The sequence below is a fragment of the Bradyrhizobium sp. Ash2021 genome (assembly GCF_031202265.1).
Taxonomy (GTDB): domain Bacteria; phylum Pseudomonadota; class Alphaproteobacteria; order Rhizobiales; family Xanthobacteraceae; genus Bradyrhizobium.
This window is the reverse complement of sequence record NZ_CP100604.1, coordinates 6,384,534-6,401,391: the sequence shown is the minus strand read 5'-3', so window position 1 is coordinate 6,401,391 and position 16,858 is coordinate 6,384,534. Positions and strand designations below refer to the sequence as shown.

The window sequence follows — 16,858 nt, the reverse complement described above, 5'->3', positions numbered from 1 at the left end:
AACAAAAACGGAGGCATCGCTGCCTCCGTTCTGTATTCAACAGTAAACCGGAGCCTTAGCCCAGCCGTCCCGCCGCATGCGCGAGCAGCGTGTAGACCAGCCCCGTCTCCGAGGTCAGGTGGCCGCGCAGCGCCTGCGGTCCGCGATCCTCGCGGGCGACCTCATCGAGCAGCCGCTCGAATTCGGCGATGTAGCGGTCGACCGTCTGCTTGAAGCCGCGGTCGGCGCGGTATTTGCGGGCGACCTCGTCGAAGGCTTTCTGGCCGGCCGGCGTATAGAGCCGCTTCGAGAAGGCCTTGCTCTCGCCGCGCTGATAGCGATCCCACATCTCGGCGGCGAGATTGCGATCCATCAGCCGGCCGATGTCGAGCGACAGTGACGCCAGCGGGTTGTCACCTGCGGCCGGCTGGGTCGGGCGGGCGCGCGGGACCTCGCGGCCGCCCGGACCACCGGCATCGGTGCGGTTGAGGAGGTCGGACAGCCAGCCGTCCCGGCCGCCGTCCGAGCTTGCCGGGCTGACCGGCGGCGCTTCGGTGCGGCGCGACGAGGGCATGCCGAGATCCGGTGGCGGCAGCGTCGAGGCGCTGCCGGTATCGCGCATGCGGGCGTCGTTGCGGCCGCCGACGGTTGCCATCAGCGGCTCTTCCTGGCGCTGCACGCTGGCACGGCCCGAGCTGACGACGTCGAGGCCGCGGCCGTGATGCGCGACGATCCGGTTGAGCTCGGCCAGCGCCTCGATCTGGTCGACGATCACCTTGCGCATCTGCGCTGTGTTGTCGGCGGCCTCCTGCGGCATTTCCAGCACGCCGCGGCGCAGTTCGTTGCGGGTGGCTTCGAGCTCGTGATGCATCTCCGAAGACATCTGCTTCATGGCCTGGACCATGGCGGCAAACTTCTCCGTCGACTGCTTGAACATCGCATCCGTTTCCCGGTTGCTCTGCTCGTACAGTTCGCTCATGGCTTCGTGGGTCATGCGGCGTTCTTCTTCGGCCGAAGTGCGGACCGCTTCGAACTGCCGGCTGATCGCGGCGGAGCCGGCGCCGGCAGTTTCGGCCACCACGCGGGCGATATCGCGGGCGCGTTCTTCGGCGGCGGCCAGCGATTCATCGAGCAAACCGGTGAAGCGCGACAGCCGCTGATCGAGGTCGGTGGTCCTGAGATCGATGGTGGTCACCAGCGATTCAAGCTGCGACTTGCGATCGGCAACCGAGGTCGTCGTGCTGCGGTTGGCCTGCTCGACCACGGCTGCGGCCTCGACGAGTGCCTGGCCATGGGTTTCGAACTGGCTCGACAGCGAGCCGAGATCCTCCAGCGCCTTTGACGTCTTGGAATTGAAGACGGTCAACTGGTCTTCCAGGGTCTGGGTCGCGACGCCGTTGCGCGAGGTGACGTCATTCATGGCGGACACGAAGTCGGCCACGCGGGTCACCAGTGCACGCTCCAGCGAGTTGAGGTTGTCGTGGGCGCCGGTCAGCACTTCCTGCAGCAGGATGTTGCCTTCGCGCAGGCGCTCGAACAGCGCCACCGTGTCGGTGCGCAGGATCTTGCTGGTCTCCTGCATTTCGGTCACGGCCGCGATCGAGACCTGACGCGACTGGTCGATGGCCGAACGCGACGCCTGCTCGAGGTCCTTCAGAGATTTGCTCACCGCGCCGGTGGCGAGATCGCCGGCGGAGGTGATGTTGCGTGCGACTTCGGAGCCGTTGGTCGACATCGCCTGCGAGAAGGCCTGGCCGCGGGTTTCGATCGATTTCAGTGCATCCGCGGTGACGCGGTCGATGTCGGTGGCGAGCTGCGTGGTCTTGGACGTGAGCGCCTCGACCAGCGAACCGCGCCGGCTGTCGACGATTTGCGCCAGACGATCGGTCTGCTGCTGCACGTAGGTGACGATTTCGTCGGTCTTGCCGGTCATCGTCGAGCCGAAATTGCTGCTGGCGGCGAGGACCGAACGTTCGATGTCGGCCGAGGTCGATTTGACCTTCGAGCTGACTTCGTTCGACGCGGCGACGAGCGCGCTCTGCGCATTCTGCGCACTGGTCTGGATGTTGTCGGTGGTCTTTGCGGTGACCGCACCGAGCGAACGCTCGATATCGGCCGAGATCGCCGAGATATGGCTTGCGGCGTCGGCCGACGTGGCTGCGAACGAGCTTTGGGCTTCACGAGCGCTGGCCAGGATCGAAGCGGCGGTGTCGGCGCCAACAGCGGTCAGCGTGCGTTCGACATCGATCGCCAGCGACTTGACGTGGTTGGCCGCTTCCGAAGATGCGGTGACCAGCGTGGTCTGGGCTTCGCGGGCGCCGGTGGTGATCGACTCGGCGGTGGCATTACCGGCCATCGAGAGCGAGCGCTGCACATCGGCGGCGAGCGATTTGACCTGGGTCGTCGCATCGGCGGACGCCGTGACGAGGGTATTCTGTGCCTCGCGGGCGCCTGACGTGATCGACTCGGCGGTGGCAGCACCGGCCATCGAGAGCGAACGCTGCACGTCCGCCGCCAGCATAGTGACTTTGCTGGCCGCGTCCTCGGATGCGGTGACGAGCGTGTTTTGGGCTTCGCGCGCACCTGCGGTAATCGACTCGGCGGTCGCGGTACCGGCCAGCGACAGCGAGCGCTGCACGTCGGCGGAAAGCGACATGATCTGGTTCGCGGCGTCGGTGGAGGCTGCCAGCAGCGTGCTCTGGGCGTCACGCGCACCGGCGGTGATCGCCTCGGCGGTGGCCGTTCCGGCACTCGACAGCGAGCGCTCGACGTCGGCGGCCAGCGACCTGACCTGGCTTGCCGCTTCCGTGGATGCCGCCACCAGCGTGGATTGGGCCTGGCGTGCACCGGCGGTGACCGCCTCGGCGGTGGAAGTACCCGCGATCGACAGCGAACGTTCGACGTCCGCGGCCAGCGACTTGACCTGGCTTGCCGCGTCGGCGGATGCCGACACCAGCGTGGTCTGGGCTTCGCGCGCCCCGGACAGAACCGAGGCGGCGGTGGCGCTGCCGGCGGCCGAGAGCGTGCGCTCGACGTCGGCGGACAACGCCTGGATCTGCGAGGCGACTTCGGTGGAAGCCGACACCAGCGTTGCCTGGGCTTCGCGGGAACTGGTCAGGATCGAATTCGCGGCACCGGTACCGACGGCGGTGAGGGCGCTTTCGACTTCGGCCGAGGTCAGCCGCAGCTGGGCGCCGACATCGGTCGAGACCGTGAGCAGCGCCTGCTGCGCGGTGCGCGCACCGGTCTGGATGGTTTCGGAGGTATTGACCACGAGGTTGGTGAGCGAGCGCTCGGCATCCTCGACATGAGACCGGATGCCCGAGGACAACAGTTCCGCGCGCGCCATCAGGTCGTCGCTGGCCTGCCGGCCGCTGCTTTCGATGCGCCCTGCCACGGCTTCGACGCGCGAGCCCAGCAAATCCTCGAACTGCGAGACGCGGGTGTCGATATCGGCCGCGATGGCGCCGACCCGGCTCTCGATGCCCTGATGGATTTCCTGGAACCGGGCGGTGATGGTCTCGGTCAAATGGGCGCTGCGGCCGTCGATGGTCTCGGTCACACCGGTGATGCGCTGGTCCACGGCATCGACCGCCTGGGCGGCGCCCGATGTCAGTGACGTGGTGAGATGGGTGAGGCGGGAGTCGATCGACTGGATCGCCTGCGCGGTGCCGTCGGTCAGCGAAGAGGTGAGGTGGGTCAAGCGCTGGTCGATCGACTGGATCGCCTGGGCTGCGCCATCGGTCAGCGACGACGCCAGCGTGCCGAGCCGGTTGTCGATGGTCTCGGTCACCGACTTCGCCCGGGTATCGAAGGTCGTTTCGAGCGATTTCAGGCGGCCGTCGATCGAGTCGTCGAACAACTTGATCCTGCCGTCGAGCGAACTGTCGAAGTTATGGATCTTGCTGCCGAGCGAGCCGTCGAGGAAATTGATCTTGTTGTCGAGCGACGCGTCGAGACTGGTCACGCGGTTGCCGAGCGTGGTCTCGAACTGCAGCAGGCGCTGATCCAGCGACGCGGTGATTTCGCCGCCGTTGGAGGTCAGGCGGGTGTCGAAAGTATCGACATAGTTCTTCAGGCTGTCGGCGATGTCCTGCGTGCGCTGGCCCATGCGCTCGACGATTTCGCCGCCGAATGTTTTGACGGTGCGGTCGAATTCCGAGATGTGGCGGGTGATCAGCGCACCCAACGTGCCTGAGTCGCGCGCAAACTTCTCCACCAGTTCCGAACCCTGGTTCTTCACCAGTTCGTCGAACGCGCTCATCTGCAGGGACAGCGAGTCATGCGCGGTTTCGGTCTGGCTCACCACCTTGGCGACCAGCGAGTTCACGGTCACATCCAGCGCGTCGCTGGCCTTGTCGCCCGACGTCATGATGCGGGTCGCCAGCCGGTTGCCGGCCTCGTCGATCTTGCCGACGAGATCGCCGCTGCGCAGCTCGAGTTCCAGCAACAGCGAGTCGGAGGAGTTCTTCAGCGAGTCGTGAACCTGTTCGGTGCGGTCGGAGATGCCGTCGACGATGGTGGACGAACGCTGCTCGAATTCGCTGGTGATGCGGTCGATGCGCTCGTTCAGCATCTCGTGGACGCGATCGGCCAGATCGACGAACTCGTCATGGACGTGGCCGGTCTTGAAGTTGAGGCTGGTGGTCAGGCGCTCGGAGGCATCGAGCACCGCGCGGGTGGTCTCGGCGCTGGCTTCTTCAAGCCGGTCGAGCAGGTCGCCGCCGCGCTCGCCGAGCGCCAGGATCATGTTGTCGCCGGCGTTGCTCAGCGCGCCGGTAATGTGGGCGCCGCGTTCTTCCAGCGCGCCGGTGATGCTTTTGGCGACTTCGTCGACGCGTGACGCAATCGCGTCCGAGATCAGCGCGATATCGTGGCGCAAATCGATCTGCACGCCGGAAATGGCGCTGCGGACCTGCTCGGCCTGTCCGACCAGATTGTCGCGCTGATGGGCGATGTCCTGCAGCAGCGCGCGGATACGCACTTCGTTGTCGGAATAGGCGCGCTCGAGTGCTGCGACTTCGTTGGCCACCAGCGTTTCGAGTTCGCCGGCGCGCGCGATCGCGCGTTCGACGCCGTCACCCATCGCCGCGACCTCACGGCGGATCGCCTGACCGACCGTCACCATCGAGTCGCTTGCTGCGCCCTCGGGCTCAGAGAAGCGGATCGCGACCTGCGCCATCGACTGCGCGATCATCCGCATTTCCTGGCCGCGCCAGGCAAGGCTGGCGAGGAAATAGAACAGCAGCACCGGCGCAAAGAACAGGGCGGCAAGGCCGCCGAGCACGAGCACGCCGCCGCTCTGTCCCATCGCAGCCTGCAGCGAGGGCAGGAAACTGACGGTCAGAAGGCCGCAGCCGACGATCCAGATGGCTGCGAACACCGTGGCCAGCGTATAGACGCTGCGGGCCGGGCGGCCTTTCTGAATGGCCTGAAGAATCTGTCCGATGGTTTCGCGATCGTCGTTGGCGGCGCGGCGCGGGCTGCGCGGCTCCTCGATCGGATCGTAGGTCTGCCGGTCGCTCGGGCGCGTGTCGAACGGTGTGTCGGAGAACGGTGTGTCGGAGTAAGTCGGCGTCGACGGAATGCCTGGCGGCGCGGGTTCGTCGCCGATCGTATTGCGGCCGGTGTCAGCGTTCACGTCGCTGATGTTGAGCGCTTCCTGAATGGCGGAAAGCGCGACTTCGGTGGGATCTTTGACCTTCTTGGGATTGTTCGCCATGTTCAGTCTGAGCCCTCTTACTTTGTACGCGTCCGGCAGGCTTGCTGACGTCCCCGCAAGCCTGAAGCCGGGATCATTCCCCGAGCGGAGCGCAAGCGCCCGCTCGGCGGCTTGTCCGCTACATCCGCAAACATCCTATTGGCAGAGCGATGCGAATGAAATGGTCGCGATTAAGACATTCTTAATCATCGTTAACAGCTTAGTGCGATAACGCCTTACGGGCACTCAAATTTCCCGCGGGGAGAGGTTAACTGTGGCGTCTCTTCGTCAAAAACAAGGCGAACTTGCGGCAAATCCATCGAACGTTCCATTAACCAGTTCCGTGATTGGCTGGCGAAAACGCCCCAGCCGGGATCGATGCGGCCGGGATATTTGGATTGTGCCATGCCGCTTCATCTCGAACGGATTGACTGGATGCCATCGCCGCCGCTTGCTCCCGATGACGGTCCGATCGATTTCGACCATCTCAAACGCATGACGCTAGGCGACGCCGGCCTCGAGCAAGAGGTGCTGGCGATGTTCTCGGCGCAGTCGGCCAAGCTGATCGCCACGCTTGCGACCGCGCCTGCCGATGCGGGCGCGTTGGCGCATACGCTGAAAGGCTCGGCGCGCGCGATTGGTGCATTCGGCGTCGCCGATGCCGCCGCCCGGCTCGAAGCGGCGCTGGCCGGCGGCGCCGGTCTGTCCGCGCGGCTCAGCGAACTCGGCGAGGCGGTCGCGCTGGCGCTGACGGCGATCGAGGCGAACCTGCGCCGCGCCTGAGCGGATGCCATCCAGAGCCGCCTGAACCAGAACCGCCAAAACCGCTCCAACTCTTGCCAAAACGGCCCCGCAGGTTTGTCGTCCCGACCGCTGGCGCTGCGCGTACCGACCCGTTATAGGACTGCCCGGACCCCTTTTCCTATCCCCCGGCAGCACGAGCGATCATGGCCAAAATTCACTTTGTCGACCATTCCGGCGAAAAACGCACCATTGAAGTCGAAAACGGCGCCACCGTGATGGAAGCCGCGATCCGCAATGCCGTTCCGGGAATCGAAGCCGAATGCGGCGGCGCCTGCGCGTGCGCGACCTGCCATGTCTATGTCGACGAGGCCTGGCGCGAGAAGGTCGGCGCGCCGACACCGATGGAAGAAGACATGCTGGATTTCGGCTTCGACGTGCGGCCGAATTCGCGCCTGTCGTGCCAGATCAAGGTCAGCGACGAACTCGACGGGCTTGTGGTGGCGACGCCGGAGCGGCAGGCCTAAGCGACAAAGTTTCTAATTCGGATCCACGCCGCGGCGAATCCAGCGCTGGAAATTGCCTTTTATCTCCGGCGTCAGCGGCGTCGGCTTGCGGGTGGCTTCATCGAGCAGCACCGATACCGATCGCGCTGATGCGATGCATTTGCCTTCGGAAAACACCACCTGATCGAACGTCACCGAGGTCCGGCCGAACTTGACGAGGCCGAGCCCCATTTCGATCGTGCCCGGCCAACGCAGCTCGGCGCGAAAATGCATGTCGAGCTGGACCATGATCCAGGTGACCCCCTCGGGCATCAGCCCGTAGCTGCGATCCTTCATCAGGGTGACGCGGCCGGTTTCGAAATAGGTGGCGTAAACCGCGTTGTTGACGTGCTGGTTGGGGTCGAGGTCGGCAAAGCGCACATTGTCGGTCAACCGGTAGGGAAAATCCTCCAGACGCGGCGTTGAATCGAGACGGGCAGGCGCATTCACGGGACGATCTCCGGGCTTTCATGCCCTTACAGCCCAGTTATCGAAGCCCGGCAAGGGCTTGCCGGGAAGCCCAGCCTCCCATTTATGACTTTCCTCAACCGGCGGCGTTGGCTAGACAGGCTCGGCCTCCCCAGTTCAACCGAAAAGAAGCTGAGTATGAGCGAAGCAATCAAAACCGATGTGCTGATTATTGGCGCGGGTCCCTGCGGACTGTTCGCCGTGTTCGAACTGGGTCTGCTCGACATGAAGGCGCATCTGGTCGACATCCTCGACAAGGTCGGCGGCCAGTGCGCCGAGCTGTACCCGGAAAAGCCGATCTACGACATTCCCGGCATTCCCTTCGTCACCGGCCACGGCCTGACGGAAGCGCTGATGGAGCAGATCAAGCCGTTCCATCCGACCTTCCATCTCAACGAGATGGTGGAGACGATCGAGAAGATCGGCGATCCCGGCTTTCGCGTCACGACCGACGCCGGCCAGGTGTTCGAGTGCAAGGTGGTCGTGATCTCCGCAGGCGGTGGATCGTTCCAGCCGAAGCGCCCGCCGGTGCCGGGCATCGAGGCCTATGAGGGCAGCTCGGTGTTCTACTCGGTGCGCAAGATGGAGCACTTTCGCGACAAGAATCTATTGATCGTCGGCGGCGGCGATTCCGCGCTCGACTGGACGCTCAATCTGCATCCGGTCGCCAAGCGCGTGACGCTGCTGCACCGGCGCGACGATTTCCGCGCCGCCCCCCACAGTGTCGAGCAGATGCGCGCGCTGGTCGCCGCGGGCAAAATGGATCTGAAGATCGGTCAGGTCACCTCGCTGGAAGGCGAGAGCGGCAAGCTTTCCGGCGCCGTCATGAAAGGCAACGACAACGCGATCTCGAAGATCGATTGCGACACCATGCTGCCGTTCTTCGGGCTGACCATGAAGCTCGGTCCGGTCGCGAACTGGGGCGTCGCGCTCGAGAACAATCTGGTGCCGGTCGAGACCGCCGCGTTCGAGACCAACGTGCCTGGCATCTTCGCCATCGGCGACATCAACACCTATCCCGGCAAGCTGAAGCTGATCCTGTCGGGATTCCACGAGGGCGCCCTGATGGCGCAGAAGGCCCACCGCTATGTCTATCCGGACAAGCGGCTCGTGTTCCAGTACACGACCTCGTCGTCGAGCCTGCAGAAGAAGCTCGGGGTCCACTGATTCCAACCGAAATATGACTGAAGGGCCGCCACGTGCCTGCCATTGGTGGTGGCGATCGTCGTCACTGCCACTGGAACCCTCCGCGAAATGGCCTTAGTCTGGGGCCATTCATTTTGTGGATTGATCAGGTGGTGACGATGCGGAATGTTCTATCCAGATTTCGACTGCTGCTGATCGTGACGGGTCTGGTGTTGTCGGCCGCGTTTGCCGCGGCACTTCCCGCGCAGGCACAGGAGCCGTCGGCCGCGGGCCTGTGGCAGAAAATCGAAAACGGCAAGCCGGTGGGCTGGTTCCTGTTCGTCGATCATGATGGAATCTTCGAAGGCGTGATCGCCAAGACATATCCGTTGCCCGGCGACGATCCGAACGAGATCTGCTCGAAATGCACCGACGATCGCAGGAACATGCCGCTCGTCGGACTGCCCTTCATCCGCGACATGAAGCGCGACGGACTGAAATACGAGAATGGCAACGTTCTCGATCCGCGCGACGGCAAGATCTACAAGGCCAAGATGACCGTCAGCGCCGACGGCCAGTCGCTGACCATGCGCGGCTATTTGGGCATTTCCCTGTTCGGCAAGGATGAGACCTGGACCCGGTTGCCGGACACGGCGATGGCTTCACTGGATCCGGCCGTTGTTGCGAAATATCTGCCGGCGCAGGCGGCTGCGATGAAGCCGCCGGTCAACGCAAAACCCCCGGTCGCCGCGAAGAAGACCGCCGCTCCCGCGCCGGCGCATTAACCGGAAGCCTCAACGCGTGGCCGGCGTCGGTGTGATCGGCGGCACCGGCTGCGAAATCACTTCCGGTACGTTGGCGTCGAGCTGCAGCACCGCGCTCGCGGCCGGGAGTGCCGCATCCGCCATTGCGGCGTGACCTTCGGCGCTGGGGTGCACGGCGCCGCCATACACCGCCGACAGCACTCCCCAGGTCGCGTCATGGATATCCGAAGGCTGCATCGACGACGGCAGCGCCTGCGGATAGGTCATCGCCGCGAAGTAACTGTCATTGGCGTCGCGGATCCAGCGCGCGCGCGGCAGATAGGCGCGGTATTCGCCGGCGCTGCGTCCGCACAGCATCGGCTGGTTGGCTGCGGTGACGATGTCGGGATCGAAGCTTTCGCCGCTGGCTGAAAAGCATTGCCGGTCGAATTCCGGATCGCTCTCGGCCCGCGCGCAGAAGCCGTGATTGGCAAAGGCGGCCTGATGGGCATCGACAAAGGTCATGCGGTCGGCGCGCGGATCGCGGCACAGGATGCCGGACTGGCACAGCGCGAGCGCCTTGAGCTGCGGCAGGAACTCGCTTTCGACATAGTTCGAGACCGCAGCCAGCCGCTGCGGCTGGAGGTTGAAGGAGGGGTGGATGTCGAAGCCGGCGCGTCCGCCCGGACAGGGTGTACCGCTATCGGCCAGCGTCGGGTTGGCGTAGGAGGTGTAGATCACCCGTGACATGTCGCCGACCAGCGGCCTTAGGGCCTCGCGCAGCTTGCTGAATCCCTGCGGCAGGTCCCGCGTCAGTGCGGCGCGTGAATCCTCCACCGACGCCATCACGCCGCTGCGCCGGAACAGCGCGCGCTCGGTCGGCGTGTCCACGATCACATCGGCGACGAGGCCGGAAAAATAGATGTCGTTGGCGCCGACCGACAGCAGAACCAGATCGAGCTTGCGGTCGGGCTGACGGCGCTTTGCGGCGGCGAGGGCGTCGCGCAATTCGGAAAGCTGGCCGTTGACGGTGCCGGAGCAGGTGTTGGCCGTTTTCGACGGCAGGCATTCCTGCACACGTTGATAGCCCAACAACCCGTCGGTGATGGTTGCGCCGGTGCAGGCCAGCGGCAAATAGGTCACCGCGATATGCGGATACTGCACCGCGAGCGCCAGCGCGGTCCGGGTCTGGTAGCTGTAGAGCGAGCGATGGCAGGCCGAATTGAACCAGAGCGCGCGCTGCTTCTGCCATACGGTCAGGAAATCCGGCGCTTCGCAGGCCCGTCCGCCTTTATAGCCGGCGCGGCTCGGACGGTAATATTGCGCGGACGCCGTCCCGAGATAGGAGCGGAAGCAGAAGCCTTCGTCGGCCAGCGCAATGGCGCGGTCCGGATTTCCCTCGCCGGAAGCGATGCTGTCGCCAAGGCCGGCAATCAGGATGTCGCGTACCGCAATCTCGGTGGAGACGCGCTGGGTCGCATCCGACCCACTGGAGACGTCGACATTCGCCACGGTGGTGCGGCCGTAGCGCGCCCTGAGATTGACCGGCTCGGCGCAGTCGAATGTTGAGCTTTGCGGTCCGTCGCCGTCGTCAAACGACCAGGCGCAGGTGGCGCCGACCGGAATAGGGCCGGTGAGCCGGACCACGATCGGATGGTCGACCGGCGTCAAATAGCTTTCCTTGACGTTGTCGCGGGTGCAGGGCTCGTTGACGCGGCCGGAAAGGTCGATGCAAAGCCGGTTCACGGTGTTACGCGCCCAGCCGCGGCCGTCGCTTTGCAATTCCAGGGCCTGTTCGGCGGCCAGCACGCTGCGGCCGCGCTCTGCGTCGGTCTGCAGCAGGAAGTCCCGTTCCTCGCGGAATAGCCGGAAGCGGTTGCGGACTTCCCATGAAATCCGCAGCGGCGCGTCGGCGGCGGTCTGCGCTTCCGCCCATGACGCCGACAGCGCGGCCAGCACGCATGCGAGCAGCATGGTCGACTTTATCGAGTGAGTGAGAATTCGGCCCATGGCGCGTTTGACGTTAGCGGTAAGGCAAAAATAAGAGAATGGATTGGGTTGGCCGAAAAGATAGCGCCGCCGTTACCGGTTACGACTGCCGGTTCTTGACCGGCTGCCGCACCCGGGCTTTGGCCGTGCAGGCCTCGGTCAGCCGGCGGCGTTCCTGCCAGGGCCGCACGACGTTGAGCCAGAATTCGCGGGTCCCCATGATCGAAATCGAGATCCCGAACGGGATCAGGAAATACAGGATCCGGAACATCCCCACCGTCGCCAGCAATTGTTCCTTGCCGAACTGGGGTAGCGCCACCAGCATCGCGGCTTCGAAGACGCCGATGCTTCCCGGCGCATGGCTGGCGAAGCCAAGCAGCGTCGCCAGGATAAACACCACCGCCAGCGAAACGAAATCGATAGGCGGCTGCGTCGGCATCAACAAATACATCGCGAGCGCACAGAAGCTGAGATCGACCACGCCGATCAGGACCTGCACGAGCGTCAGCTTCGCCGAGGGCAATACCACCTTCCAGCCGTTCTGCCCGAGCTCGCGGCGGTTCTCGCCCATCACCAGCCAGATGAAATAGGCCGCGATGCCGGCGAGGCAGCCGATCGCGATCAGCCGGTTCATCGCCGGCGGCAGCAGGTCCATCGCGGACGCCGCCCAGGGATGCCAGGCCATGCCGAAGCCGAGCACGAACAGATTGCCGAGCCAGAATGTCAGCCCGGAGAGAAAGCAGATCTTGGCTACATCGATCGCGGTCAGGCCGTAATCGGAATAAATCCGGAAGCGGATCGCGCCCCCGGTGAATACGGTAGCGCCGATATTGTGACCGATGGTGTAGCTGGTGAAGCTCGACATCGCGGCGATGCGATAGGGGACCTGATTCTTGCCGATGGTTCGTAGCGCGAAGAAATCATAGAAGGTCAGCGTGCAAAAGGCGCCAACCACGCACAAAGCGGCAAGCGCGATCCGGTGCGGGGCAATCTCCGTCAGCGCAGTCAGGATTCCGCCGGTGTCGACCCCCTTCAGGGTTCGCACCAGCGTCGTGACCGCAAAGACGATAATGAGAAGACTCGCAGCGATACCGAGCCGTTTCCAGCCGATCTTTTCCTTGAAGCCACGCCTGAGCGTGGTCAGCAGCCGATGCATTCATCCTCCCGGCGGGGCGGTAACACGTTGGAAAAACCGGTCACAAAAGCAACCGGAGACGGCGAGATGCACCGTGCGTGAAGACCCATAAGCTAAAATCGCGGCGTTGTGCAGTCCTTGACATCCAAGCTTCTGCCATCGTTGGCCGCCTTTGTCATACGGCGGACATATGTATTGACGTTCGGAATTTTGAGTCGCCTTTCGGCCCGTTCCGGAGATTCAAATCGTCGCATTGTGTCGTTGTTCCCTGACGAGGCTTTCAGATTTCATTACGCCGGGAAACAACTCGTCAAAGCGCTGCCAAAAATGGCTGAAAAGGCCACTGACAAGCAGCTCAAGCAGGGCTTTTTGACCCATCTCGAGGAAACCAAGACCCATGTGCAGCGGCTGGAGCTGGTTTGCCGGATGCACAGGGCAAGCTGACCACGCTCGCCGAAGGGAAGATAATCTGAAGGCCGCCAGCTAGTCTTTTTGGATATTGAGGCAAAACGCCGCGCGGGACGCTCGCGCGGTGTTTTTGCGTGACCGGACGCGTTCCGCTGCAAACATACTTCGATCCATACCGTATCGTCAGGTCGAAACAGGAGGGTTTATTGCGCGTTGGTTCTCCAAATTGAGGTGATTCGTGCCAAGTGCTCCGGTACGGCAAAAATCGCAAAGCCCGCCGCGCCACTTTGAACTCCATTCAAAGCTTTGTTCACCATTCGCGCAACGAAGCCGGTGACGGTTACAGATAATGCACCATCAGTGCTGTCATTACAGACCGATAGCGGGGGTTTGTAATGTATCAAGTGCTGAATTGCCTGGTCACCGAGCATGACTGGCGGCTGGTCGTCCTTGGCGGCACCATTTGCTGGCTGGCCAGTGCGGTTGCGATCAGCCTGTTTCATCGCGCCAGGGCTTCACAGGGCCGCACGCGCGCGATCTGGATCGGGCTGGATGCGGCGGTCGGCGGCTGCGGAATTTGGGCCACCCACTTCGTTGCGATGCTGGCTTACGATCCCGGCATCGGTGCCGGATACAACATTCCGGTCACCCTCATGTCGCTGGTCTTTGCTGTAGCGATCTCCGTCGTCGGCCTCAGCATTGCGTCGCTCAATGACCGCCGGTCGACGGTTGCGGCTGGCGGCGCGGTGATCGGCGTTGGCGTCGCGGCGATGCACTACACCGGCATGATGGCGCTGGAACTTCCGGCGCGCATCGTCTGGTCGCCCGGTATCGTGCTGGCTTCGGTCGTGTTCGGAAGCGTATTCGGGGCGCTGGCGCTGGTCGTTGCCACGCGCCGGGATGATCGCCGTCATACCCTTGCCGCCACGGCCCTGCTGACGGTCGCGATCGTTTCGCATCACTTCACGGCGATGGGCGCCGTTACGCTCGTTCCGGATCCCACCCTGGTTGGCGACGAACTGACGATTTCTCCGGCCGCGCTTTCCTTTTTGACCGCGGTCGCAGCTTTCGCCATCCTCGGCATATCGTTCGTGGCCGCCATGCTCGATCGCCGCTCAAGCGGCGAACTGCATCAGCAGAAGGTCCTGCTCGACACCGCGATCGGAAACATGTCGCAGGGGCTTTGCATGTTCAATGCGGAAGGCCGCATCCTGCTGTTCAACGAGCGCTACAAGGAGATGATGGATCGGACCGGAATGCCGTTGCAGGGTCGCTTGCTGATCGACGTTCTCCAGGATCAGAAATCGATCGGAAAATGGGACGGCGATCCCGATGAGTTCTTCGCCATGGTGGTCGCGGCGGCGAATGCCGGCGAAAGCCTGACCAGGGTCGTTGCCCGCAACGGACGTTCGATTCGCGTGGTCGATCAGCCCATGAAGGGCGGCGGCTGGGTCGCGACATTCGAGGACATCACCGAATGGCAGCAGGCCCAGGAGCAGATTTCGCATATGGCGCGCCACGACGCGCTGACCAATCTGCCGAACCGGACGCTGTTCCGGGAGCAGCTTGAGAAGGCCCTGCGCCTTGCCAAGCGCAGCGATCAGCTCGCGGTATTTTGTCTCGATCTCGATCATTTCAAGGAAATCAACGACTCGCTCGGCCATCCGATCGGTGACGCCTTGCTGAAGCAAGTTGGCCGCCGGCTCGGCGAATGCGTCACCGAGCACGACACGGTAGCAAGACTTGGCGGTGACGAATTCGCGGTGGTCCAGTTCTGCAGCGACTGCGATCCCTCGGCGGTGCCCTTGCTTGCCAGCCACATCGTCGAGAAGATCGCAGCACCCTACGACATCGGCGGCCACCAGCTCGTCGTCGGCGTCAGCATTGGCATCTCGCTGGCGCCCGAAGACGGCAAGAATCCGGATGAACTGCTCAAGAAGGCCGATCTCGCGCTGTATCGCGCCAAGGCGGACGGCCGCGGCACCTATCGCTTCTTCGAGACCGGAATGGACGCCCGCGCCCAGGCGCGCCGCATGCTGGAACTCGATCTGCGGGCAGCGCTGCAGCGCGACGAGTTCGAAGTCTATTATCAGCCGATCCGCGACGTTGCCGGGGACAGGGTGGTCGGCTTCGAAGCCCTGGTGCGCTGGAACCATTCGCTGCGCGGCATGATCGCTCCGCTGAACTTCATTCCGCTGGCGGAAGAAACCGGCCTGATCGTTCCGCTCGGAGACTGGGTGTTGCGCCGGGCCTGCGCCGATGCCGCCTGCTGGTCGCAGGAGGTCGACGTCGCCGTCAATCTTTCGCCGGTTCAGTTCAAGAATCCCAACCTGGTGTCGTCGGTGAAGGCGGCATTGCAGGCCTCCGGCCTTCCGGCGCATCGGCTCGAACTGGAGATCACCGAATCTGTGTTGCTGCAGAACAGCGAGGCGACGCTTGCGGTCCTGCACGAACTCCGCGCCTTTGGCGTCAGAATCTCGCTCGATGATTTCGGGACGGGTTATTCGTCGCTGAGCTACCTGCGCAGTTTCCCGTTCGACAAGATCAAGATCGATCGTTCGTTCGTGACGGAATTGGCCTCGCGCGACGATTCCATGGCTATTGTCCGCGCCGTGACCGGACTGGGCAAGAGCCTCGGCATCGTCACCACGGCGGAGGGCGTCGAGACGGAGGCGCAGTTCGATCTGCTGCGCCGTGAGGGCTGTACGCAGGTGCAGGGCTATTTGTTCAGCCCGCCGCGTCCCGCCGCCGAGGTGGAAAGGATGCTGTCCAAGGTGCGTCCGCGCGTCGTCGCCTAGGGCGCTTTCGTCCGAACCCGAAGGGCTACGCCTTGCGGAGCGCGAAATGCGCGCCGCAGAATGCCATCACGGCGCCGAGGCACAGCGCCGCAAGGCCCGCGAGCACGCCGGAGATGGTCGGGATTGGGCTCGGCGCCGAGGCGGCCTGTCCGGCGCCGGCGAGGATCAGCACGCCGACCGCGATCAGGAATTGCCGCATCCGCTGCGGAATTTGCCCCGAAACCGCGCTGTGCATCAAATTGGCGGTGAGGTAGCCCCCGGAAAAGCCGACGGTCGCAATCAGCCACCATGCAATGGCAGCGCCGGCCGGCATGAATTCGTGGGCATCGGATCGCCACAGGCCGCCGAGATCGAGGCCGTAGCGCGCGCCCAGCATGTGCACCGCGAGCGCCAGCAGCACCCCGGAAATCATCGCGCCGGCCAGAATCAGGCGGCGCGGAAAATAGGTCGTCTCGGCCATGGCCCGCTTGTAAGATAAAGCCGGCGCGTCGCGCAAGCAGGCCGCGCGGAACCGATAGCGGGATTTCCGATTGCCAACATCATTACCGAACGCGGTTGGGATATCGGGCGAGGGCGCGCCCGAAACCCGCTACGCCTACAAGGCGTCGCTGATCGGATCGGCGCATCAATTCGAACTGACCGATGCCGGATTGTCGTGGCGGATCGCCGGCAGAGCTGGGGTCTGGGCCTATTCGGATATCGCGGCGATCCGGCTCTCCTACCGGCCGGTGTCGATGCAGTCGCGCCGCTTCCGCGCCGATATCGACAAGGAAGGCGGCGGGCGCATCGCCATCCTCTCGACCACCTGGCAAACCGCGGCCATGATGGCGCCGCAGGACCATGGCTACCGGGCCTTCATGGTGGAATTGCACCGGCGCCTGAAGGATGCAGGCAGCAAGGCTGCGCTGATCGGCGGCATTGGTCCGAAAACCTACGCCGCCGCGCTCGCATTGTTGACGATGCTCGCGGTCGCGATGGCGGGACTGCTGCTGCGCGCGCTGTTCATCGGCGAATTCGTGGGCGCGCTGTTCCTGGTCGGCTTTGCCGCCCTGTTCGCCTGGCAGATCGGCGGCTTCGTCAAACGCAACCGGCCTCGCAGCTACAGCTTCGACGATCTGCCGGACGAGTTGCTGCCTTAGCCATCGCAATCAAGCGCAATGAAATGTGACTTCGTAAAGCAGCTTGCGCGCGGCATCGTGCGGGCATGTTTTCAAGGGCAGACATGA

At 63.9% G+C, this 16,858-nt stretch carries 11 protein-coding genes and 1 pseudogene; 7 read left to right on the top strand and 5 right to left on the bottom strand.

The annotated features are described in order from the left end of the window. Positions 1 to 55: 55 nt before the first annotated feature. On the bottom strand, positions 56 to 5,701 hold the full coding sequence (locus tag NL528_RS31045; RefSeq protein ID WP_309178180.1) for a hypothetical protein: 5,646 nt from the start codon (positions 5,699 to 5,701) through the stop codon (positions 56 to 58). A 384-nt stretch (positions 5,702 to 6,085) separates the two neighbouring features. Here NL528_RS31045 and NL528_RS31040 point away from each other — a divergent pair, with 384 nt between their 5' ends. Both NL528_RS31040 and NL528_RS31035 read left to right on the top strand, forming a co-directional pair. Next, complete coding sequence (locus NL528_RS31040; RefSeq protein ID WP_309178179.1) at positions 6,086 to 6,463, top strand: Hpt domain-containing protein; 378 nt, start codon at positions 6,086 to 6,088, stop codon at positions 6,461 to 6,463. 164 nt (positions 6,464 to 6,627) lie between these two features. After that, a complete protein-coding gene (locus NL528_RS31035) occupies positions 6,628 to 6,948 on the top strand; it encodes a 2Fe-2S iron-sulfur cluster-binding protein (protein ID WP_309178178.1) in 321 nt (106 codons plus the stop codon). Positions 6,949 to 6,960: 12 nt separating this feature from the next. Here NL528_RS31035 and NL528_RS31030 read toward each other — a convergent pair whose 3' ends face one another. Beyond that, a complete protein-coding gene (locus NL528_RS31030; RefSeq protein ID WP_309178177.1) occupies positions 6,961 to 7,416 on the bottom strand; it encodes an acyl-CoA thioesterase in 456 nt (151 codons plus the stop codon). A gap of 156 nt (positions 7,417 to 7,572) precedes the next feature. Here NL528_RS31030 and NL528_RS31025 point away from each other — a divergent pair, with 156 nt between their 5' ends. Beyond that, positions 7,573 to 8,601: an NAD(P)/FAD-dependent oxidoreductase gene (locus NL528_RS31025; RefSeq protein ID WP_309178176.1), complete on the top strand. Its 1,029-nt coding sequence runs from the start codon at positions 7,573 to 7,575 to the stop codon at positions 8,599 to 8,601. A gap of 137 nt (positions 8,602 to 8,738) precedes the next feature. Then, a complete protein-coding gene (locus tag NL528_RS31020; RefSeq protein WP_309178175.1) occupies positions 8,739 to 9,344 on the top strand; it encodes a DUF2147 domain-containing protein in 606 nt (201 codons plus the stop codon). A 9-nt stretch (positions 9,345 to 9,353) separates the two neighbouring features. Here the strand turns inward: NL528_RS31020 and NL528_RS31015 are convergent, their stop codons facing one another. Together NL528_RS31015 and NL528_RS31010 are read right to left on the bottom strand one after the other, a co-directional pair. After that, positions 9,354 to 11,276: a hypothetical protein gene (locus NL528_RS31015; RefSeq protein WP_309178174.1), complete on the bottom strand. Its 1,923-nt coding sequence runs from the start codon at positions 11,274 to 11,276 to the stop codon at positions 9,354 to 9,356. Between the two features lie 115 nt (positions 11,277 to 11,391). Further along, positions 11,392 to 12,447, bottom strand: coding sequence for a YbhN family protein (locus tag NL528_RS31010; RefSeq protein ID WP_309178173.1), 1,056 nt, complete (start codon positions 12,445 to 12,447; stop codon positions 11,392 to 11,394). 270 nt (positions 12,448 to 12,717) lie between these two features. On the opposite strand from NL528_RS31010, the pseudogene NL528_RS31005 reads away from it, so the two are divergent. Beyond that, a pseudogene (locus NL528_RS31005) lies at positions 12,718 to 12,858 on the top strand (DUF892 family protein); the annotation flags it as partial. A 371-nt stretch (positions 12,859 to 13,229) separates the two neighbouring features. Continuing rightward, complete coding sequence (locus NL528_RS31000; protein WP_309178172.1) at positions 13,230 to 15,632, top strand: EAL domain-containing protein; 2,403 nt, start codon at positions 13,230 to 13,232, stop codon at positions 15,630 to 15,632. A 25-nt stretch (positions 15,633 to 15,657) separates the two neighbouring features. On the opposite strand, the gene NL528_RS30995 is transcribed toward NL528_RS31000, so the two are convergent. Further along, positions 15,658 to 16,092 (bottom strand): hypothetical protein, encoded by a 435-nt coding sequence (locus NL528_RS30995; protein ID WP_309178170.1) that lies wholly within the window; start codon positions 16,090 to 16,092, stop codon positions 15,658 to 15,660. A 70-nt stretch (positions 16,093 to 16,162) separates the two neighbouring features. On the opposite strand from NL528_RS30995, the gene NL528_RS30990 reads away from it, so the two are divergent. Continuing rightward, positions 16,163 to 16,771 carry a hypothetical protein gene (locus tag NL528_RS30990; protein WP_309178169.1) on the top strand — a complete coding sequence of 203 codons (609 nt, stop codon included), beginning with the start codon at positions 16,163 to 16,165 and terminating at the stop codon, positions 16,769 to 16,771. Positions 16,772 to 16,858: the final 87 nt, after the last annotated feature.

Excerpts from the sequence above, each read along its gene's own strand:
- NL528_RS31045 (WP_309178180.1), bottom strand. The coding sequence starts at position 5,701 with ATGGCGAACAATCCCAAGAAGGTCAAAGATCCCACCGAAGTCGCGCTT.
- NL528_RS31040 (WP_309178179.1), top strand. The coding sequence starts at position 6,086 with ATGCCGCTTCATCTCGAACGGATTGACTGGATGCCATCGCCGCCGCTT.
- NL528_RS31035 (WP_309178178.1), top strand. The coding sequence starts at position 6,628 with ATGGCCAAAATTCACTTTGTCGACCATTCCGGCGAAAAACGCACCATT.
- NL528_RS31025 (WP_309178176.1), top strand. The coding sequence starts at position 7,573 with ATGAGCGAAGCAATCAAAACCGATGTGCTGATTATTGGCGCGGGTCCC.
- NL528_RS31020 (WP_309178175.1), top strand. The coding sequence starts at position 8,739 with ATGCGGAATGTTCTATCCAGATTTCGACTGCTGCTGATCGTGACGGGT.
- NL528_RS31015 (WP_309178174.1), bottom strand. The coding sequence starts at position 11,276 with ATGCTGCTCGCATGCGTGCTGGCCGCGCTGTCGGCGTCATGGGCGGAA.
- NL528_RS31010 (WP_309178173.1), bottom strand. The coding sequence starts at position 12,447 with ATGCATCGGCTGCTGACCACGCTCAGGCGTGGCTTCAAGGAAAAGATC.
- NL528_RS31000 (WP_309178172.1), top strand. The coding sequence starts at position 13,230 with ATGTATCAAGTGCTGAATTGCCTGGTCACCGAGCATGACTGGCGGCTG.
- NL528_RS30995 (WP_309178170.1), bottom strand. The coding sequence starts at position 16,092 with ATGGCCGAGACGACCTATTTTCCGCGCCGCCTGATTCTGGCCGGCGCG.